This window comes from Serratia sp. FGI94, from assembly GCF_000330865.1.
Lineage (GTDB): Bacteria > Pseudomonadota > Gammaproteobacteria > Enterobacterales > Enterobacteriaceae > Serratia_B > Serratia_B rubidaea.
On the sequence record NC_020064.1, the window covers coordinates 966,430 to 987,280 of the forward strand.

Below are 20,851 nucleotides of genomic sequence, written 5' to 3' on the forward strand. Positions count from 1 at the left end.
AAAGGCGGAAAACTTATGGAAATTATTTTAGGCGTAGCGATGTTCACCTGCATCGTCATGGTGCTGGCGCTACTGATCCTGTTTGCCAAGTCCAAACTGGTGAACACGGGCGACGTGGCCGTTGAAGTCAACGGCGACCTGGATAAAAGCTTCCACGCGCCGGCGGGGGACAAGCTGCTCAATATGCTGTCCGGTCAGGGGATTTTCGTCTCCTCGGCCTGCGGCGGCGGCGGTTCCTGCGGCCAGTGCCGGGTGGTGATCAAAGAAGGCGGCGGCGATATCCTGCCGACCGAACTGTCGCATATCACCAAGCGCGAAGCGAAAGAGGGCTGCCGTCTGGCCTGTCAGGTCAACGTGAAGCAGAACCTGAAAATCGAGCTGCCGGAGGAGATCTTCGGCGTGAAGAAATGGGAATGCGAAGTCATTTCCAATGACAACAAAGCGACCTTTATCAAAGAGCTGAAGCTGAAGATCCCGGACGGTGAGGATGTGCCTTTCCGCGCCGGCGGCTTTATTCAGATTGAAGCGCCGGCGCACGATATCAGCTATGCCGATTTCGACGTGCCGGAAGAGTATCGCGGCGACTGGGACAAGTTTAACCTGTTCCGCTACCGCTCCAAGGTGGACGACACCACGGTGCGCGCGTACTCCATGGCGAACTACCCGGACGAAAAAGGCATCATCATGCTGAACGTGCGTATCGCCACGCCGCCGCCGAACAATCCGGATGTGCCACCGGGCATCATGTCGTCGTACATCTGGTCGCTGAAGCCGGGCGACAAGGTGACGATTTCCGGGCCGTTCGGCGAGTTCTTCGCTAAAGAGACCGACGCCGAGATGATCTTTATCGGCGGCGGCGCGGGCATGGCGCCGATGCGTTCGCATATTTTCGATCAGCTGAAGCGTCTGCACTCGAAGCGCAAAATCACCTTCTGGTACGGCGCCCGCTCGCTGCGTGAAATGTTCTATGAAGATGACTTCAATCATCTGCAGGAAGAGAACGAAAACTTCACCTGGCACGTGGCGCTGTCGGATCCGCAGCCTGAGGATAACTGGACCGGCTACACCGGCTTTATCCACAACGTGTTGCTGGAGAACTACCTGAAGAATCACCCGGCGCCGGAGGACTGTGAGTTCTACATGTGCGGGCCGCCAATGATGAACGCCGCGGTGATCAAGATGCTGAAGGATTTGGGCGTTGAAGATGAAAACATCATGCTTGATGACTTTGGTGGCTAAATGCGCGCGTCAGCGGTGAAAGGCTGGATAACGCTGGTGGCGCTTGGCGCCACCCTGCTGTTAAGCGGATGCGGGCCGATGCAGGTGAACCTTGATGGCAAAACCATGGGGACCTCCTACTCGATCCGCTATCTGCCTGGCGATGATACGCCGTCGGCCAGCACGATTCAGGCGGAGATCGATAAACGTCTGGAACTGGTGAACGACCAGATGTCGACCTACCGGCCGGATTCGGAGCTGAGCCGCTTTAACCGCAGCCGCGCGGTCGATACGCCGTTCCCGGTCTCCGCCGCGACGGCGCAGGTGGTCAGCGAGGCGCTGCGCATTAACCGCGTGACCGACGGCGCGCTGGACGTCACCGTCGGGCCGCTGGTCAACCTGTGGGGCTTTGGCCCGGAAGGGCGCAGAAGTCAGGTGCCGGACGCCGCAGAGCTGGCACAGCGCCGCGCCTGGACCGGCATTGACAAGCTGGCGGTGCAGGGTAACGCGCTGGTGAAGCATATTCCGGAGCTGTATGTCGACCTGTCGTCAATCGCCAAGGGCTATGGCGTTGACGTGGTGGTGAACTACCTGCAATCCCAGCAGGTAAGAAACTACATGGTGGATATCGGCGGCGAGGTGCGTACCCGCGGGCTGAACGGCAAGGAGCAGCCGTGGCGGATTGCCATCGAGCGGCCGGTCAGCGGCGGGGAGCAGCGCGCGCAGCTGGTGATTCAGCCCGGTAATATGGCGATTGCCACCTCGGGCGATTATCGTAACTACTTCGAGCAGGATGGCGTACGCTATTCGCATACCATCGATCCGCGTAGCGGCCGGCCGGTTGAACACCGTCTGGCGTCGATTACCGTGATTAGCCCGACCTGCATGACCGCCGACGGCCTGTCTACCGGGCTGGACGTAATGGGGCCGGAACGCGGCATGGCGCTGGCCAACCTGCTGGGGATCCCGGTCTATATGATCGTGAAAACTGATGATGGCTTTGAAGAGCGCTATTCCGAGGCCTTCAAACCGTATATGAATAAAATCCTGTGAGGCCGCTATGCTGACGGTATTTGTTGCCACCTTCGTGTTGTTTCTGCTGATTATCGGCGGCATGTCGCTGGGCTATGTGTTCAAACGCAAAAGTCTGCAGGGCAGCTGCGGCGGTATCACCGCGCTGGGGATGGAGAAAGTCTGCGACTGTCCAGAACCTTGCGATGCGCGCAAAAAGCGTCTGGCGAAAGAGGCGCTGCGCCGGGAACAGTTGGAAAAGCACCGCATTTTATAGCCGTTCACTATTATTCCAGGGCGCGGCTGGCTGCGCCCTGATTCCTCTTCCGCCACTGCTGCGCCTGTTCGGGCGAATCTACCATCACCGCGTCAGCCCCCAATGTTTGCGCCTGCCGGTATGCCTCCGGCGAGTTAATGCCGAATAACACAATCCGCGCCGTTCCCTGCGAGCGGAAACAGGCCATCGATTCCTCATCCCAGCTGAGCTGCGCCTTGGAGCGCCCTTCGCCCAGCGTATATTTCTCCACCACCTCGACTTCGCGCGTCAGCTCCAGCCCGTACCAGCGGGGCGTCGCGTCATGCGGCTGCAGCTGGCAGCGGTGCGCCATGGCGACGTTAGCCAGCAGGCTGCGGGTTTCATCACGGCTGACAAAGCGCGCGATCTGCGGTGGCAGCGCCTGCAGGTAGCGGACATCGGTGGAATAGACCCGGGTGCGTGCCAGCGCGTGCTGCTCTTCCAGCGTCGCCAGCAGCGCGTCGGCGAAGCGGGCCGGATCGGCGTCCGGTGACTTGATGTCCAGGTAGAAGGTGGCGTGCGGAAAGGTTTGCAGCACCGTTGCCAGCCGGGGAATGCCGATGCCCTGGGCGCGGTACGGGTGGCCGCCGCCGCGGGTATAGGCCCAGCCGGCATCCGTCTGCGCCAGTTGCATTGCGCTGTAGGCGGAGACCGGCCCTCGGGCGTTAGTGAGCGCTTGCAGATCGGCGGGACGATAGAGGACGACCACCCCGTCTTTACTCAGCTGCAGCGTGATCCACACGGCGTCAGCACCGTTAGCCAATGCGCTGCGGATGGCCGGCACGGTATTTTCCGGCGCATCGGCGGTGCCGCCGCGGTGGGCGATAATGGCCGGCTGTGACGCAGCGACGGCGTTATACAGCGGGGCGCACAGCAGTAGCAACAGCGCGGGCAGGGCGCGGAGTAGTGGCATGAAAACGTTCCTGAAATTGACCTGGCGCTATCATACAGTTGAAAAATGACGTTTTTTTTAACCCCCGCCGTCTGTATTCGGAAATTGCCTAGGTTCGTATTGAGAGTGCGCGACTTTGCTGTATACTTATACAGTATTATTGGAGGGCGCGATGCGTAAAATCATTCATGTCGATATGGATTGCTTCTTTGCCGCAGTGGAAATGCGTGACAATCCCAGCCTGAGGGATATTCCGCTGGCGATTGGGGGCAGTGCCGAACGGCGTGGCGTGATCAGCACTGCCAACTATCCGGCGCGTCGCTACGGCGTGCGCAGCGCGATGTCGACCGCTATGGCGCTGAAACTGTGCCCACAGTTGACGCTGTTGCCGGGGCGCATGGCGGCCTATAAAGAGGCGTCGCTGCATATCCGCCAGATCTTCGCGCGCTACACTTCGCTGATTGAGCCGCTGTCGCTGGATGAAGCCTATCTGGATGTGACCGACAGCCCGCAGTGCAACGGCTCGGCCACGTTAATAGCGGAAGAGATCCGACAGGCTATTTTTGATGAACTGCAGCTGACTGCCTCGGCTGGCGTGGCGCCGATCAAGTTTCTCGCCAAGATCGCCTCCGATCTGAATAAGCCCAACGGGCAGTATGTGATCCCGCCGGCGCAGGTGGGCGCCTTTCTGCAGCAGCTGCCGCTCGGCAAAATACCCGGCGTGGGTAAGGTGACCGCCAAGCGGCTGGAAGAACTGGGGCTGCACACCTGCGCCGACGTGCAGCGTTACGATCTGGCCGCGCTGCTCAAGCGCTTCGGCAAGTTCGGCCGGGTGCTGTGGGAGCGCAGTCAGGGCATTGACGAGCGTCAGGTATCGTCGGAGCGGCTGCGTAAATCGGTCGGCGTGGAGCGTACGCTGGCGGCGGATATCCACGACTGGGCGGAGTGCGAAGCGCTGATTGTCGACAAACTCTACCCCGAACTGGAAGCGCGTCTGCACAAGGTAAAACCCGATCTGCATATTGCCCGCCAGGGGGTAAAGCTGAAGTTTCAGGATTTCCAGCTGACGACGCAGGAACACGTCTGGCCGGTGCTGAACCGGGAAGATTTGTTGGCGGTGGCGCAGCAGGTGTGGCGCGAGCGGCGCGAAGGGCGCGGCGTCCGGTTGGTGGGGCTGCATGTGACGCTGCTGGATCCGCAGATAGAACGGCAGCTGCTGCTGCCGTGGGATGGCTAGGGCCGGGGAACCCGGCCCTGATGCGTTATCAGTCGCGTTCCGGAATGGCTTTCAGCAGTTCGGTCAGCAGCTGCCAGTACAGGCCGACGCTTTCAATCTGCACCTGCTCGTCCGGCGAATGCGGCCCGGTGATGGTCGGCCCGATGGAGACCATATCCATATCCGGGTACGGTTTCTTGAACAGCCCGCACTCCAGACCGGCGTGGATCACCATAATGTTCGGCGTCTTGTTAAACAGGCGCTGATACAGTTCGCGCACCAGGTGCATCACCGGAGAATCGGCATCAGGCTGCCAGCCCGGGTAGCCGCCCTTCGGCGCGACGTTGGCGCCTGCCAGCTGGCCCAGCGCGGTCAGCATTTCCACCACGTAGTCTTTGCCGCTGTCGATCAGCGAGCGGATCAGGCAGATGATTTCCGCTTCGCTGTCGCTGGTGGTGACCACGCCGAGGTTCAGCGAGGTTTCCACCACGCCCTGCACCGCGTCGCTCATGCGGATCACGCCGTTCGGCGTGCCGTTCAGCAGCGCCAGGAAACGTTTTTGGCTGTCGGCGGTCAGCGCTTGCTGCGCGCTGTCGCTTGGCTCCAGCAGTACGGTGATGTTTTTCTCTTTCGCCGCCAGTTCGTTCTGTAGCGTCGTCAGGAACGCCTGGCTCAGCGCCTTCAGCGTAGCAACCTGGTCCGCGGCGACCGCGACGGTGGCAAAGGCTTCACGCGGGATGGCGTTGCGCAGCGTGCCGCCGTTCAGCTCCAGCAGACGCAGGCCAAGCTGCGGGGTGTGGGCGAACAGGAAGCGGGCCAGCAGCTTGTTGGCGTTGCCGAGGCCCAGATGGATATCCGCGCCGGAGTGGCCGCCTTTCAGGCCCTTGATGGTCAGCTTCAGCGTCTGGTAGCCGGCCGGCAGCGCTTCACGCTGCAGCGGCAGGGTGGTGATAAAATCAATCCCGCCGGCGCAGCCCATGTAGATCTCGCCTTCTTCTTCCGAATCGGTATTGATCAGGATATCTGCCTGCAGCCAGTTCGGCTGCAGACCGAATGCGCCGTCCATGCCGGCTTCTTCGGTCATGGTCAGCAGCACTTCCAGCGGGCCGTGCTCAACGCTGTCATCCGCCAGCACCGCCAGTGCGGAAGCCATGCCGATGCCGTTGTCCGCGCCCAGCGTGGTGCCACGTGCCTTGACCCACTCCCCGTCGATATACGGCTGGATCGGATCTTTGGCGAAGTCGTGCACGGTGTCATTGTTCTTTTGCGGCACCATATCCAGGTGCGCCTGCAGCGCCACCGGCTTACGGTTTTCCATGCCTTTGGTGGCAGGCTTGCGCAGCAGGATGTTGCCGACCTGGTCGCGTTCGGCGTGCAGGTTTTTCTCTTTGGCCCAGTCGAGGATATGCTGCGCCAGCGCTTCTTCATGGTAAGAAGGGTGCGGGATTGAGCAAATTTTAGCGAAAATGTCCCACAGCGGCTGTGGTGAAAGTTGAGACAATTCAGACACGTTGAGTCTCCTGTTGACGGCGTTTCCGGCTCAGGCAGCGGAAGCCGTGCGGTTAAGTTAAGGGCAATGCCCGGCGGAGATAAACGCGTGGCCGGGGCGGCTGCCGTTAGCGTGGCTAGTGTGTGCCGCGTCGGCACGATAGTCAGAGAATATCATTTTATTAGCGCCGGTGCGCGCGTGCTATCGCACTGCATAATCGACAAAATGGCGCGGTTTTATAGCAAGTTGCCTGCTTTTTCAGCATCAATGACCAGAAGAGCCTGGTAAGGAATTCGCGATGAATTCCTCGGTTCAACTGGTATTCAGCGCGTCCAATCTCTATAATCTCGCGCAACCTTTTTTCCCCTGAACACTTGAGTAAGCCGATTTTACACTGGCTGGGACACCTTTTATGAGCGAAAAATACGTTGTTACCTGGGATATGTTGCAAATGCAAGCGCGCAAACTGGCGCATCGCCTGCTGCCTGCTGAAAAATGGACCGGCATTATCGCGGTAAGCCGCGGCGGGCTGGTGCCGGCGGCGCTGCTGGCGCGCGAACTGGGGATTCGCCACGTCGATACCGTCTGCATTTCCAGCTATGACCACGACAACCAGCGCGAGATGAAAATCCTCAAGCGCGCTGAAGGTGACGGCGAAGGTTTCATCGTAGTTGACGATCTGGTGGATACTGGCGGCACCGCGAAAGCCATCCGCGAGATGTACCCGAAAGCCCATTTTGTCACCATTTTCGCCAAGCCGGCCGGCCGTCCGCTGGTGGACGACTATGTGGTCGACATCCCGCAGGATACCTGGATCGAACAGCCTTGGGATATGGGCGTCAGCTTCCTGCCGCCTATCGGCGGCCGCTAAGCGCCTGACCGCAGCAACGCCCGGTAATGCCGGGCGTTGTCATTTCCCGCCTTTATTTTTGTAAATTCCCGCCGTTTTTTTCCTGCCGTCCGACGCCGTTTCTCCGCCGTGATTAGCGATAAACGGATTAGTTATCAGTGCGCTAGCGGACACCGTTGCCGCAGTGAAGCGTAAAATTAACGCCTATTTAACAATGAGATAGATTGGTTTCCCGCGCCAGAGTTAGGTACACTACGGGTAGTCATCAGGCCGTTTTTGCCTGCGTCCGATTTACGGAGGCTGTTGTTACCATGGCACAAGCCAACCTTTCCGAGATTTTATTCAAGCCCTCATTCAAGCACCGCGAGACGTCGACGCTGATCCGGCGTGCGTCGCACGCCCGTTCCGCCACCATGCACTCGCCGCTGGAAGGCGACACCGCCAATAACTGGTATCGCATGCTGAACCGCCTGCTGTGGGCGTGGCGCGGCGTGGACGCGGTGGAGATCGTGGAGGTGCTGTCGCGCATTGCCGCCTCTGCGGCAGAGCACAGCGACGAGCGCCTGCTCGATACCGTGGTCGGCTACCGCAACGGCAACTGGGTTTACGAGTGGGTGCATCAGGGCATGCAGTGGCAGCAGCGCGCGCTTGAGCAGCAGGATCCGCTGCTGGCGGGCAAACACTGGCTGCGCGCCGCCAACTTTTACAGTATCGCCGGCTATCCACACCTGAAAGGCGACGAACTGGCGGAACAGGCCGAAGTGCTGGCTAACCGCGCCTATGAGGAAGCGGCGCTGCTGCTGCCGTATCAGCTCAAGGAGTTGGAGTTCAAGATTGACGGCGGCAGCCCGATCACCGGCTTCCTGCATATGCCGGAGCAGGGCAAGGCGCCGTTCCCGACGGTGCTGATGTGCGGCAGTCTTGATACGCTGCAGACCGACTATCACCGCCTGTTTAACGACTATCTGGCACCGCTGGGCATTGCGATGCTGACCATCGATATGCCGTCGATCGGCGCTTCCGCCAAATGGAAACTGACGCAGGATTCCAGCTTCCTGCACCAGCAGGTGCTGAGCCAGCTGCCCGGCGTGCCCTGGATTGACCATCAGCGGGTGACCGCCTTCGGCTTCCGCTTTGGCGCCAACGTGGCGGTGCGGCTGGCATATCTGGAGCCGCAGCGCCTGCGCGGCGTCGCCTGCCTCGGGCCGGTGGTGCACGGCGTGCTGTGCGATGCCCGCAACCAGCAGCAGGTGCCGGACATGTATATGGACGTGCTGGCCAGCCGGATGGGCATGGCCGACGCGTCCGATCACGTGCTGAAGATGGAGCTGAACCGCTACTCGCTGAAAATGCAGGGCCTGCTCGGCCGTCGTTGCTACACGCCGATGCTGTCCGGCTTCTGGGAACAGGACCCGCTCAGTTCGAAAGCGGAATCGCAGCTGATCGTTTCTTCCTCACTGGACGGTAAACTGTTGGCGATCCCGCGCGCGCCGATCTACCGCAGCTTCCATCAGGCGCTGCAGCAGATGAGCCGCTGGCTGCACGACAAAATGCGTTAAATAGTTGCTAATTTTTAACAGTTTGTTAAAAAGAGGGGTCTACATTAAGGAGGTTGAAGTATGACGTTACCGAGTGGTCACCCTAAAAGCCGACTAATGAAACGATTTGCCAGCTTGGGGCCGTACCTGCGTGAAGGGCAATGTGAGAACGACCGGTTTTTCTTTGACTGTCTGGCCGTATGCGTCAACGTGAAACCCGCGCCGGAGAAGCGAGAGTTCTGGGGCTGGTGGATTGAGCTGCAGGCGGACGATACGCGTTTTACCTATACCTATCAGTTCGGGTTGTTTAATAAAGAAGGTGTATGGCAGCCAGAAAAGATTAAAGATGCTGAAGTAAAAGGTAAGCTGGAAACCACGCTGCGGGATTTCCATCAGCGTTTGGCGGAGCTGCTGAACGGGATGGAGCTGTCGCTGGAACCTGCCGACGATTTTAACGAGCAGCCGATCAAACTTTCTGCTTAGGCGGTTTCCCCGGCAATTGCACTGAATTCGCGTTGTGCCTGTTGGCATAACGCGTCTCTCCTGATACAAAGTCCTCTGCACTTCTTCTATTTCAACGGCGAATGATTATGAACGGCAGCCAGACATTGGTTGTGAAATTGGGCACCAGCGTGTTGACCGGCGGATCGCTGCGTCTGAACCGCGCCCATATTGTCGAGCTGGTGCGCCAGTGCGCACAGCAACATGCTGCGGGTCACCGCATTGTTATTGTCACCTCCGGGGCGATTGCCGCCGGGCGTGAGCATCTAGGCTACCCCGAGCTGCCCGCTACTATCGCTTCGAAACAGCTGCTGGCGGCGGTGGGGCAGAGCCGCCTGATCCAGCTGTGGGAGCAGCTGTTTTCGATTTACGGCATCCACGTCGGGCAGATGCTGCTGACGCGCGCCGATCTGGAAGACCGTGAGCGTTTCCTTAACGCGCGCGACACCATGAATGCGCTGCTGGATAACCGCATCGTGCCGGTGATCAATGAGAACGATGCGGTTGCCACTGCGGAGATCAAAGTCGGCGATAACGACAACCTGTCGGCGCTGGCGGCGATTCTGGCCGGTGCAGACAAACTGCTGCTGCTGACCGATCAGCCGGGCCTGTTCACCGCCGACCCACGCAACAACCCGCAGGCGGAGCTGATTCGCGAAGTGCACGGCATTGACGATGCGCTGCGGGCGATTGCCGGCGACAGCGTTTCCGGCCTGGGCACCGGCGGGATGGGCACCAAACTGCAGGCGGCCGACGTGGCCTGCCGCGCGGGCGTCGACGTGGTGATCGCCGCCGGTGGCAAGCCGGGCGTGGTGGCCGACGTGATCGACGGCAACCCGGTAGGCACCCGTTTCCACGCGCAGGAAGCCCCGCTGGAGAACCGTAAGCGCTGGATCTTCGGCGCGCCGCCGGCCGGCGAAATCACCGTGGATGACGGCGCGGTTGACGCCATTATGGCGCGCGGCAGCTCGCTGCTGCCGAAGGGCATCCGCGAGGTGAAGGGGGACTTCTCCCGTGGCGAAGTGATCCGCATCCGCAACCTGGCGGGGCGCGATCTGGCCCACGGCGTCAGCCGCTATAACAGCGACGCCATGCGCATGATTGCCGGACACCACTCGCAGCAAATCAGTGATATTCTCGGTTATGAATACGGCCCGGTGGCCGTGCACCGCGACGATATGATCGTAAGTTAAGGAGTAAGCATGCTCGAGCAGATGGGGAAGGCCGCCAAGCAGGCTTCCTGGCAATTGGCGGTGCTCAGCACGGCGCAAAAGAATCAGGTGCTGTCGGTGATGGCCGACAGACTGGAAGCCGACAGCGACATCATTTTACAGGCTAACCAACAGGATATGGCGCAGGCGCGCGCCAGCGGGATGAGCGAAGCCCTGCTGGACCGCCTGCTGCTGACGCCGGCGCGCCTGACGGCGATCGCCAACGACGTGCGGCAGGTGTGCCGCCTGAACGATCCGGTTGGTCAGGTGCTGGACGGCAACCTGCTGGACAGCGGCCTGAAGCTGGAACGTCGCCGCGTGCCGCTGGGCGTGATCGGCGTAATTTATGAGGCGCGGCCTAACGTCACCATCGACGTCGCCAGCCTGTGTCTGAAAACCGGCAATGCGGTGATCCTGCGTGGCGGTAAAGAGACGCACCATACCAACCAGGCGACGGTGAAGGTGATCCAGCAGGCGCTGGAGCAGTGCGGCCTGCCGGCGGCGGCGGTACAGGCGATCGACAGCCCGGACCGGGCGCTGGTGAACGAGCTGCTGCGGATGGATCGCTATGTGGATATGCTGATCCCGCGCGGCGGCGCCGGCCTACACAAGCTGTGCCGTGAACAGTCCACCATTCCGGTGATTACCGGTGGTATCGGCGTGTGCCATATCTATGTTGACGACAATGTGGATTACGACAAGGCGCTGACGGTGATTGAAAACGCCAAAATTCAGCGCCCCAGCGCCTGTAACTCGGTGGAAACGCTGCTGGTGAACCGCAGCATTGCCGACAGCTTCCTGCCGGCGCTCAGCGCCCGCATGGCGGAGGCCGGCGTGACGCTGCACGCCAGCGACAGCGCGATGCCGCTGCTGCAGGGCGGCCCGGCGCAGGTTACCGCGGTGAAGGCGGAAGATTATGAAGACGAGTGGCTGTCGCTGGACCTGAACGTGACGTTGGTGGAGGATATCGACCAGGCGATTGAGCATATCCGCAGCCACGGCACCAACCACTCCGACGCTATCCTGACGCGTTCGCTGCGCAACGCCGAGTATTTTGTCCGCGCGGTGGACTCTTCGGCGGTGTACGTCAACGCCAGCACCCGCTTTACCGACGGCGGCCAGTTCGGCCTGGGGGCAGAAGTGGCGGTCAGTACGCAGAAGCTGCACGCCCGCGGCCCGATGGGGCTGGACGCGCTGACTACCTATAAGTGGATCGGCTACGGTGACGATCTGGTGCGCGGCTGACGCACAGCCAGCAGTTAACCAAGACGACGGGGCGCAGCATGCTGCGCCCCGTTTATTTTGGTCGTCAACGCCGGATTTAGCCCACAATAAGTATAAGGTTGATGAGATATTCAGCGAACGATTAGCCGCCTATTGACTCATCGTCGGCTTTTGCATAAGTTGTTCAACGCACGCCGATCTGCCCCGCAGATCTACCCCCTCAAAGCCGATATAGCTCAGTTGGTAGAGCAGCGCATTCGTAATGCGAAGGTCGTAGGTTCGACTCCTATTATCGGCACCATCAAACTTTCGAAGAAGTTTTTTGAAGTAATTTTTTAATTGATAATAAATAAGATACAAATCTATTCGCTCGCAAAAGTGCGGTATGGTTTGTTGTAGCCCACGCGCAAAGCGGGTGCATGTTTGTGTATCTAGGCTTGAAGCGGGTGATTATGTCAGTTGAAAGCCGGCTTCCGCATAACTGACCTGCTCCAGTTTCTGGTTGCGCACCTTACTAGAGCTTTATATCAGAGTGGCGCTGTATTGAACGGCTCTAAACAACTGTAGGCTCAGTGCGGCAGCGTTGAGGTGGCGACTATTATCAGTGGTTGACTGTACTTTTAGATACCAAGAACACAGTGACGTCACTTAGGGAACACTCATCGGCCGATGCGTCATTTTGCGTGATCACTTCGTATTTTTTCCCATTTTTATCATGGAATACAAAGTGATAAATTTGTGTGTACTCTCCCTTGTCATGTTTCTCAATAGCCAGCAGCTTGGATTCTGTTTGCGTCTCATCAATATTCGCGATATCAACGATTTTTTCATTTTTCATCCAGACTTCGGCCATGTTCATCGGCCATGATGTGCAGCCGGGAGATGCCGCTCCGGCAGACATGGCGAACATCAGCCCGGCAATCAGTAAAAGTTTATTCATTGAATCACCTCAAGGTATCTGTCGTTACTGGCCCATATTTCTTGTCGCGTTCGTAGTGGCATTATAATGCAGCCGGTAGATGCTGTCCCTGGCCGGGTGATGCTGTCACCATGAATCAAGAAGCCAGCTCGTCCAAACATTTCATTTGATGGGCATGGTTGCAGGCGAATGGAGTATTTTCCCGTGGTAGGATGATTAAATGGACGTCCAGTGATGATATATTTCCCCCTCGGCAGAGGGCCTACGTTGCTCACGTCCTGAAGTTCAGGATTGTTCTTTCCCTTATCTGCACCTGCATACCCAATGCCAATCAATTTCCCATTCCTGGACAGTTTTCCTGAGCTTTGCTGATAGACCCATACCATATGAAATCCCTCTCATCCATAAATAATTTAAATAACTAACTCCTATCTATAGAGACATCTTGCCATAATCATTTTATATTTCTTCTTTCTTGTTTGTTATTTTTGGCATGGATCAAATTATTCATAATATGTGAAGGGCTAAAGTGACACCGATGTGGTATTGTTTTGCCACTATATTTATTTGTTTTTATTTGAATTATAACTATGATAATTGTGTTTGCATTTACAATATTGATATTTTATTGGTTTGTTAATGGCGGTCCATTTCAAACATGAAGGTGGTTATAGGTTGTTGTATAACTAAACTTGTAAGTGATTCGATTAAAAATAATATTAATGGGTTTTCCTAAATGATTAAACATCTTTCTTTATGTTTTTTGTTTATCCTTCTAACGGGATGTAGCGGCGATAGGCTTACTTTTCATCAGGAGGGTGATGTTACCGTAGATAAAAGCCGTATATGCATAGCTTCTACTCCTGGGGATGCGCTGGAGTATTACTCATTAACCTCATCAGAAAATAATTAATAATTATGGAAAACCACTGGCGATGGAGGACGGGATCGTAAAGAGATATCCTGATACCTGTATTCCATTCATATTGAGGAAGATTTCGAACTATGAGCTTATCTACGCGCTTGGCGGCCAGTATTGCCGATTTGAATTTATAACTGATGAAAATAAAAAGGTAACAAAAACATACGGAAAGCCATAATATATCCGGTGTTTTCCGGGAGGCTAGTGCTGAAAAGGGTTGTTATAGGAGATGGTTTTCATGTTAGACCGGCACGTTACACAGAGAATTTATATGGCGTCCAGTGTTGGAATTATTAGCTGCTGTTAAGATAAGACGGACATGGAGGAGGTAATGAAAGTAAGGCATAACATTTTACGCTATGCATCATCATTGCTGGTTGGTTGCATGCTTGCCGGATATGCGATCTCTTTATGGTTACGCACAGCAGAGATTGCTGCAGTTCATACTAATGATAACTTCAGTGACGTCTTGGTGACCAATTTCCCGCTAACCGACAAAGGTAAAATAAACTGGTGGTTGGCGAATAAGGATAAGTTAAGTGAAAACTATGGTATACCTACCTCATCTCCTGATTCTGGGCGTTTTTCCATTACTTTTTGGGATTTCAGTGACGGTTATAAAAAGAAAGAAAAATACGACAGGCTTTGTTTTCCTGAGATGAAGACAGATGTGAACTGTATTGAAAAAGATGCCGTACTTATTGTGAGTAATAACCGTGCGGGCAGCATATTTTTCACCGTGGACAATGGGCGTTATATAATAAAAGATAATGGCGACATTGTGAAACTTAAAGGGTGGTAAAACGACTTTTCACGCCATGGACTTTACCTGAGGAGTTGTTTGTAACGGAATGAAAGTAAAAAGTAAAAATCTGCTCTATATACTGACAATGATTGCTTGTCTCCTTATTGGCTCTTTATTTTTTATCTCGCTGCGTACAGTTGAAATTTTCGCTGTTCATGAGAATGATAATTTTAGTGATGTTTTGGTCAAAGGATTTCCTCTCACGGACCACGGGAAAATAAACTGGTGGCTGAACAATAAATCCATGCTAAAGGAGCGCTATAACATTCCCAAGCCGGCAAGTTACGGCAGTTTTACCATCACCTTCTGGGACTTTGGCAATGGCTATCAAGAAGAAGGTAAATATGACAGGCTGTGCTTTGATGATATGAAAACGAAGAGTAATTGTATCGATAAAAATCCCCTGTTTTCCGTTAGACAGATCAAAAACGATCGCCTGCTCTTTATTACATGTGATGGACGTTATTCACTGAGCGATAAGAGAGAAGTGGTCAAGATTAAACGTGAATAATTCTCCTGACTAGCAAACAGTGGACGCACGAATAAGTGAGTAAACTCTTAACTAGAGGTGGCTAATGAAAATGTTTTTTATTATATGTTCTATTCTTCTTGTCTCTGGTTGTCCGGGGCCTGGCGATCGCTTACCAGAAACGTTACATGCGGATGTTACGCTAAAGGGGAAATCACCGTGTATATTATACCCCGCTAAGTTAGGTGAACGTATTACATCAATTCAAATCTCCAGTAAAACAGATAAGCCATTCAGTAAACTGTTTGATGATTCCCCTTTTTACCCTGTGAGCAGCCAATGTTTGCCTACTTTTGATTATCATTTTAAAGCTGGTAATGAGTATGTGGTTTATTATGGCTTGGATAATGATAGGCGGCAAAGGTTGATTCAGGCTACGTTTCATTTTCAAGGTAGAGATAACAAGTGAAACTATTTAAATTCAATGATAAAAATACTGGCCAAACACGACCAGTATTTTTATTAGCTGCATGTTAACCTAGGACCAGCCTCCACTTGCTGCAGTCTCTGATAAACTGTAACGTGCTGATGGTTTTCGATATGCCTACCAGCTGAATTTTGGTTTCCATCTCTACTTCACAGTCGTATTTGGTATCCCCGAATTTTGAACAGGATATTTTTCTGGCGGAAACTAGGGAGATCATATTGCTTTCTTCTTTAGCAAGTTCACCGATAACTTCTTCACGCTGCTTATTACTTTCATCGTAAGGCTCTGTATCGTTTTGGTGATATCACGTTCGAAAGGCTCAGATGAATACCCTGATGAAAAATGCCATGCCAGACATGCCGGCAGTGATTGTTTCTCTATTAAATTTTCAATTTTTCAATAATAAAATATAAATTATTGATATTTTAAATGGTTAATGTTAATCCTTTTTATAGCCTTCCGCAGCATGCTTCTGTTTAAGTGTTTTTACTTGGTTTTTGACATCGCAGGGCTGTTTTTATGCTCTGCTTAAGAGCGCAGCGCCGTTATTTATCCGTTTTAATAGGAAATAATTTACATATTATGATTAAGGCCTGCGGATATATGGCCTGATTTGTTATCATGGAAAGGTTCGTTGTTACTTTTTCCGCGCGTTTATCGGCACATGCCGGTTGTGACATGCCGAACGGCGGCGGAGAAGCGGACGCAAGGACAGAGGCTGAGCGCCTTGTTCAGCCCATTTTTATGGAGATTTCACCGTTATGCATCGTCTTAAGCGTCCCGGCCGCGTCGGCCGCTACCTGCTGGTTTTTTTCACGTTGCTGGTGCTTTGTCCGCTGGCCTATAGCTGGCTGATGGCGCGCTTTGGCTACGGCGATCCGCCGGCGCAGCGCGCCGCGGCTGAGCAGGTTGATCAGGTGCTGATTCGCAAGGCGTCGCGCACGCTGAGTCTGCTAAAGGATAATCAGGTGGTGGTCAGCTATTCTGTCGCGCTCGGCGGTGCGGCGGACGGCGGCGCCAAAACGCGCGAGGGCGATCAGAAAACGCCGGAAGGCGACTACAGCATCGACTGGCGCAACTCCCGCTCCAAGTATTATCTCAGCCTGCATATCTCCTACCCGGGTGCTGATGATAGCGCACGGGCCAAAGCGGGCGGTTATTCTCCGGGCAGCCATATTATGATCCACGGCCAGCCCAACGGCTGGGGATGGCTGTCGCCGCTGCTGCAGCGTCTGGACTGGACCGATGGCTGCATTGCGGTGACCAACGCCGAGATGAAGGAGCTGTGGTCGTTGGTGCCGACCGGCACGCCGGTGCGCATTGAGCCGTAAACCGGCGGGGCCGTGCGGCGCTCCCTTGTCCGGTGACGAAAAATATTCCCGGCTGTGGCATGATACTGCGGACCACTTTGGAATCAGGGGATGAATGTGAAACCGGTAACGCTATACGATGTCGCAGCGCACGCGGGCGTCTCTTATCAGACCGTCTCCCGCGTCGTTAATCAGGCCAACCACGTTTCCGCCAAAACCCGTGAGAAAGTTGAAGCCGCGATGGCGGCGCTCAATTACATTCCCAACCGCGTCGCCCAGCAGCTGGCGGGCAAGCAGCTGCCGCTGATCGGCGTCGTTACCGCCAACCTGGCGCTGCATGCGCCGTCGCAGATTGTCGCCGCCATTAAGTCCCGCGCCGATCGCGTCGGCGCCGGCGTGGTGGTCGGCATGGTGGAACGCAGCGGCGTAGAGGCGTGTCAGGCGGCGGTGCACAACCTGCTGACGCAGCGGGTCAACGGGTTGATCGTTAACTACCCGCTGGATGAACAAGACGCCGTTGCGGTGGCCGCGGCCTGCGGCAACGTGCCGGTGGTGTTCCTCGATGTCTCCGACAGCTACCCCGTTAACAGCATTATTTTCTCCCATGACGACGGCGCGCGGCTGGGGGTTGAGCACCTGCTGCAGCACGGTCACCAACGTATTGCGCTGTTGACGGGGCCGCTAACTTCCATCTCGGCGCGGCTGCGGCTGGCGGGCTGGCACAAGTATCTGGCGCAGCATCATCTGCAGCCCGTGGCGCAAATCGAAGGCGACTGGAGCGCAATGTCCGGTTTCCAGCAGACGTCGCAGATGCTGAATGACGGCACGCTTCCCACGGCGATGTTGGTCGGTAACGACCAGATGGCGCTGGGAGCGATGCGTGCGATAAGCGAATTTGGCCTGCGCGTCGCGACCGATATTTCGCTGATCGGCTATGACGATACCGAAGACAGCTCCTGCTATATCCCGCCGCTGACCACCATCAAGCAGGATTTCCCGCAGCTGGGGCAGAGCAGCGTCGACAGGCTGCTGCAGCTCTCCTATGGTGAAGCCGTGACCGGCAATCAACTGCTGCCGGTCACGCTGGTCAAACGCAAAACTGTCCTGCCGCCCGACGCGCAGGCCTCCTCTCCTCAGGCGCTGGCCGAGTCGCTGCTGCAGCTTGCACGGCAGGTGTCACGTCTGTAAGCGCAGGCGCTATCCATCACCTGGGTTAACCGTGTGGCGAAGCGCTCACATTTATCGTCGTTAATCATCATTAATGTGAGTCGGCTCACTCATTAAACAGCCGGTCCTTTACAGTATTTGCTTCGTCTCCGTATGTTCTTGGTTAATTGTGAGCGGATATCAATTTGTAATAGGACACGGCCATGACCATGAATACGGAATCACTCGCTGCGGTACTGGCGCGCCGCGACTGGGAAAATCCCGGCGTGACGCAGCTTAACCGTCTGGAGGCGCATCCGCCTTTTTACAGCTGGCGCAATGCCGACGCGGCGCGCAGCGACCAACATTCCGATCGGTTGCGCAGCCTGAACGGCGACTGGAAATTTAGCTGGTTTGCCGCGCCGGAGGCGGTGCCGGAAAGCTGGCGCCTGAGCGATCTGCCCGATGCCGACACCGTAACCGTCCCCTCCAACTGGCAGATGGACGGTTACGATGTGCCGATTTACTCCAACATCACCTATCCGTTCCCGGTCGATCCGCCGCGCGTGCCGGCCGATAACCCGACGGGCTGTTATTCGCTCACATTTAGTCTGGACAAGCGGACGGTAAGCGGTGAGCAGACCCGCATCATCTTTGACGGCGTTAGCTCCGCGTTTCACCTGTGGTGCAACGGGCGCTGGGTGGGCTACGGCCAGGACAGCCGTCTGCCGTCCGAATTTGATCTCAGCGATTTTCTGCAGCAGGGGGAAAACCGCCTGGCGGTGATGGTGCTGCGCTGGAGCGACGGCAGCTATCTGGAAGATCAGGATATGTGGCGGATGAGCGGTATTTTCCGCGATGTGTCCCTGCTGCATAAGCCGGCGGTACGCATCCGCGATCTGCACATTGCCACCCGCTTTAATGCTGATTTCAGCCGCGCGCAGCTGGAGGCCGAGGTCCGCATGGCGGGGGAAGTGAGTGATGACTTACGCGTTACCGTGCAGCTGTGGCGGGACAACGCTCTGAGCGCGGAGGCCAGCGCGCCTTTCGGCAGCGCGCTTATCGATGAGCGCGGCGCCTATGCCGAGCGCACCACGCTGCGGCTGGAGGTGGAGCATCCGGCGCTGTGGAGTGCGGAAACCCCGCACCTATATCGCGCGCTGGTGCTGCTGCAGCGTGCCGACGGCACGCTGATTGAGGCAGAAGCCTGCGACGTCGGCTTCCGTCAGGTCAGCATTGAAAACGGTCTGCTGCTACTGAACGGCAAACCGCTGCTGATCCGCGGCACCAACCGCCACGAACATCATCCGCAGCGCGGGCAGGTGATGGATGAAGAGACCATGCAGCAGGACATCCTGCTGATGAAGCAGCATAACTTTAACGCGGTGCGCTGCTCGCACTACCCGAACCACCCGCTGTGGTACAGGCTCTGCGATCGCTACGGCCTGTATGTGGTGGACGAGGCGAATATCGAAACGCACGGCATGACGCCGATGAGCCGCCTGAGCGACGATCCGCACTGGCTGCCGGCCATGAGCCAGCGCGTAACGCGGATGGTGCAGCGCGATCGCAACCATCCGAGCATTATTATCTGGTCGCTGGGCAATGAGTCCGGCCACGGAGCCAATCACGACGCGCTTTACCGCTGGCTGAAGTCGGCCGACCCGTCGCGCCCGGTGCAGTACGAAGGCGGCGGCGCGAATAGCGCGGCGACCGATATTATCTGCCCGATGTATGCGCGCGTCGATCAGGATCAGCCGTTTCCCGTTGCGCCGAAGTGGTCGATCAAAAAATGGCTGTCGATGCCGGGCGAGCAGCGCCCGCTGATCCTCTGTGAATACGCCCATGCGATGGGCAACAGCCTGGGCGGTTACGCCAAGTACTGGCAGGCTTTCCGTCAGTATCCGCGGCTGCAGGGCGGCTTTGTCTGGGACTGGGTGGATCAGTCGCTGATCAAGCACGACGCAGACGGTACGCCGTGGTCGGCGTACGGCGGCGACTTTGGCGATACGCCCAACGATCGCCAGTTCTGTATGAACGGGCTGCTGTTTGCGGATCGCACGCCGCATCCTTCGCTGTATGAGGCCAAGCATGCGCAGCAGCTGTTTCAGTTTACGCTGCTGCCGGGCGAGGAGCGGCGGATTGAGGTCACCAGCGAATACCTGTTCCGCCACAGCGATAACGAAGTGCTGCACTGGTCGATTGCACAGGATGGCCGGCCGCTGGCTGCGGGAGAAGCGGTGCTGGATATCGCTCCGCAGGGACGTCAGACGATTACCCTGCCGGCGGTGCCGCTGCCGGAAACGGCGGGGCAGCTGTGGCTGACGGTGCGGGTGGTGCAGCCGCAGGCGACGGCATGGTCGCCGGCCGGGCATCTCAGCGCCTGGCAGCAGTGGGCGCTGGAAGAAAAACTCGACGCGCAGCCCGTGGTACACGCCGGCGAGGCGCCGCAGCTCTCCAGCAGTGAGGCGCAGTTCAGCATTGCGCTGGGCAGACAGCGCTGGGCGTTCTGCCGTCGGCAGGGCGTGCTGACGCAGTACTGGATAGATGAAGAGCCGCAGCTGCTTAGCCCGCTGCTTGATCAGTTCACCCGCGCGCCGCTGGATAATGATATTGGCGTCAGCGAGGTGACCCGCATCGATCCGAACGCCTGGGTCGAGCGCTGGAAGGCTGCCGGCCACTACCGGGCGGAAGCCGTGCTGCTGCAGTGCGAGGCCGAAGCGCTGTCGCGCGCGGTGCTGATTACCACCGCGCATGCCTGGAAGCATCAGGGCGAAACGCTGTTTATCAGCCGCAAAACCTACCGCATTAACGGCCTCGGCGAGATGCAGATAACGGCGGAGGTGGCGATCGCCAACGGTACGCCGCCGCCGGCGCGCATCGGCCTGAGCTGCCGGCTGGCGCAGCGGGCGCCGCGCGTGAGCTGGCTGGGGCTGGGGCCGCATGAAAACTACCCGGACCGTCTGAGTTCCGCCTGTTTTGACCGCTGGGAGCAGCCGCTGGAGGCGATGTACACCCCGTACGTCTTCCCGTGTGAAAACGGCCTGCACTGCGGCACCCGCGAGCTGCAGTATGGCGCGCACCGCTGGCGCGGCGACTTCCAGTTCAACATCAGCCGTTACGGCCAGCGGCAGCTGATGGAGACCAGCCATCGCCATCTGCTGCAGCCGGAGGAGGGCGTCTGGCTAAATATTGACGGCTTCCATATGGGGATTGGCGGCGACGACTCCTGGAGCCCTTCCGTCGCGCCGGAATACCTGCTCAGCGCCGGGCGCTATCGCTACCAGCTGGTCTGGGGCCAACAATAATAAGCGGGCAGGCCTGGGCCTGCCTATTTTTTAACTGAGG

At 57.0% G+C, this 20,851-nt stretch carries 19 protein-coding genes and 1 tRNA gene; 16 read left to right on the forward strand and 4 right to left on the reverse strand.

Annotated features, from left to right (window positions below):
- Window positions 1-15: 15 nt before the first annotated feature.
- Genes nqrF through nqrM form a run of 3 tightly spaced genes read left to right on the forward strand, consistent with a single transcriptional unit; the run spans window position 16 to window position 2,506 of the window.
- Window positions 16-1,239 (forward strand): NADH:ubiquinone reductase (Na(+)-transporting) subunit F, encoded by a 1,224-nt coding sequence (gene nqrF, locus D781_RS04330; protein WP_015671091.1) that lies wholly within the window; start codon window positions 16-18, stop codon window positions 1,237-1,239.
- Window positions 1,240-2,271: an FAD:protein FMN transferase gene (locus tag D781_RS04335; RefSeq protein WP_015671092.1), complete on the forward strand. Its 1,032-nt coding sequence runs from the start codon at window positions 1,240-1,242 to the stop codon at window positions 2,269-2,271. It begins immediately after the preceding gene.
- A 7-nt stretch (window positions 2,272-2,278) separates the two neighbouring features.
- On the forward strand, window positions 2,279-2,506 hold the full coding sequence (gene nqrM / locus D781_RS04340) for a (Na+)-NQR maturation NqrM (protein ID WP_015671093.1): 228 nt from the start codon (window positions 2,279-2,281) through the stop codon (window positions 2,504-2,506).
- Window positions 2,507-2,516: 10 nt separating this feature from the next.
- Here nqrM and D781_RS04345 read toward each other — a convergent pair whose 3' ends face one another.
- Window positions 2,517-3,437 (reverse strand): glycerophosphodiester phosphodiesterase family protein, encoded by a 921-nt coding sequence (locus D781_RS04345; RefSeq protein ID WP_015671094.1) that lies wholly within the window; start codon window positions 3,435-3,437, stop codon window positions 2,517-2,519.
- Window positions 3,438-3,588: 151 nt separating this feature from the next.
- On the opposite strand from D781_RS04345, the gene dinB reads away from it, so the two are divergent.
- Window positions 3,589-4,653, forward strand: a complete 1,065-nt coding sequence (gene dinB / locus D781_RS04350; RefSeq protein ID WP_015671095.1) for a DNA polymerase IV — start codon at window positions 3,589-3,591, stop codon at window positions 4,651-4,653.
- A gap of 28 nt (window positions 4,654-4,681) precedes the next feature.
- Here the strand turns inward: dinB and pepD are convergent, their stop codons facing one another.
- Window positions 4,682-6,142, reverse strand: coding sequence for a beta-Ala-His dipeptidase (gene pepD / locus D781_RS04355; RefSeq protein ID WP_015671096.1), 1,461 nt, complete (start codon window positions 6,140-6,142; stop codon window positions 4,682-4,684).
- A 391-nt stretch (window positions 6,143-6,533) separates the two neighbouring features.
- On the opposite strand from pepD, the gene gpt reads away from it, so the two are divergent.
- The 6 genes from gpt to D781_RS04385 all read left to right on the forward strand — a co-directional run bounded on the left by gpt (window position 6,534) and on the right by D781_RS04385 (window position 11,746).
- On the forward strand, window positions 6,534-6,992 hold the full coding sequence (gene gpt, locus D781_RS04360) for a xanthine phosphoribosyltransferase (protein ID WP_015671097.1): 459 nt from the start codon (window positions 6,534-6,536) through the stop codon (window positions 6,990-6,992).
- 290 nt (window positions 6,993-7,282) lie between these two features.
- Entirely contained in the window at window positions 7,283-8,530 is a 1,248-nt protein-coding gene (frsA, locus tag D781_RS04365) for an esterase FrsA (protein WP_015671098.1), read from the forward strand.
- 60 nt (window positions 8,531-8,590) lie between these two features.
- The gene (gene crl / locus D781_RS04370; RefSeq protein WP_015671099.1) at window positions 8,591-8,992 is read left to right on the forward strand and encodes a sigma factor-binding protein Crl; all 402 of its coding nucleotides are present in this window, start codon (window positions 8,591-8,593) and stop codon (window positions 8,990-8,992) included.
- A gap of 107 nt (window positions 8,993-9,099) precedes the next feature.
- The gene (gene proB / locus D781_RS04375) at window positions 9,100-10,203 is read left to right on the forward strand and encodes a glutamate 5-kinase (protein ID WP_015671100.1); all 1,104 of its coding nucleotides are present in this window, start codon (window positions 9,100-9,102) and stop codon (window positions 10,201-10,203) included.
- A gap of 9 nt (window positions 10,204-10,212) precedes the next feature.
- Window positions 10,213-11,466 carry a glutamate-5-semialdehyde dehydrogenase gene (gene proA, locus D781_RS04380; RefSeq protein ID WP_015671101.1) on the forward strand — a complete coding sequence of 418 codons (1,254 nt, stop codon included), beginning with the start codon at window positions 10,213-10,215 and terminating at the stop codon, window positions 11,464-11,466.
- A gap of 204 nt (window positions 11,467-11,670) precedes the next feature.
- Window positions 11,671-11,746, forward strand: a tRNA-Thr gene (locus D781_RS04385).
- Between the two features lie 300 nt (window positions 11,747-12,046).
- On the opposite strand, the gene D781_RS04390 is transcribed toward D781_RS04385, so the two are convergent.
- The gene (locus tag D781_RS04390; RefSeq protein ID WP_015671102.1) at window positions 12,047-12,385 is read right to left on the reverse strand and encodes a hypothetical protein; all 339 of its coding nucleotides are present in this window, start codon (window positions 12,383-12,385) and stop codon (window positions 12,047-12,049) included.
- Window positions 12,382-12,750: a tlde1 domain-containing protein gene (locus tag D781_RS22515; protein ID WP_015671103.1), complete on the reverse strand. Its 369-nt coding sequence runs from the start codon at window positions 12,748-12,750 to the stop codon at window positions 12,382-12,384. The genes D781_RS04390 and D781_RS22515 overlap by 4 nt, the downstream gene beginning before the upstream one ends.
- A gap of 867 nt (window positions 12,751-13,617) precedes the next feature.
- On the opposite strand from D781_RS22515, the gene D781_RS04395 reads away from it, so the two are divergent.
- The 6 genes from D781_RS04395 to D781_RS04415 all read left to right on the forward strand — a co-directional run bounded on the left by D781_RS04395 (window position 13,618) and on the right by D781_RS04415 (window position 20,811).
- A complete protein-coding gene (locus D781_RS04395) occupies window positions 13,618-14,088 on the forward strand; it encodes a DUF943 family protein (protein ID WP_015671104.1) in 471 nt (156 codons plus the stop codon).
- Between the two features lie 49 nt (window positions 14,089-14,137).
- Entirely contained in the window at window positions 14,138-14,602 is a 465-nt protein-coding gene (locus tag D781_RS04400; protein WP_015671105.1) for a DUF943 family protein, read from the forward strand.
- A 64-nt stretch (window positions 14,603-14,666) separates the two neighbouring features.
- Entirely contained in the window at window positions 14,667-15,029 is a 363-nt protein-coding gene (locus D781_RS23565; RefSeq protein WP_015671106.1) for a putative T6SS immunity periplasmic lipoprotein, read from the forward strand.
- 779 nt (window positions 15,030-15,808) lie between these two features.
- Window positions 15,809-16,378 (forward strand): L,D-transpeptidase family protein, encoded by a 570-nt coding sequence (locus D781_RS04405; RefSeq protein WP_015671107.1) that lies wholly within the window; start codon window positions 15,809-15,811, stop codon window positions 16,376-16,378.
- A gap of 96 nt (window positions 16,379-16,474) precedes the next feature.
- Window positions 16,475-17,545: a LacI family DNA-binding transcriptional regulator gene (locus D781_RS04410; RefSeq protein ID WP_041412001.1), complete on the forward strand. Its 1,071-nt coding sequence runs from the start codon at window positions 16,475-16,477 to the stop codon at window positions 17,543-17,545.
- Window positions 17,546-17,727: 182 nt separating this feature from the next.
- Window positions 17,728-20,811 carry a beta-galactosidase gene (locus D781_RS04415; RefSeq protein WP_015671109.1) on the forward strand — a complete coding sequence of 1,028 codons (3,084 nt, stop codon included), beginning with the start codon at window positions 17,728-17,730 and terminating at the stop codon, window positions 20,809-20,811.
- The last annotated feature ends 40 nt before the right edge of the window (window positions 20,812-20,851 follow it).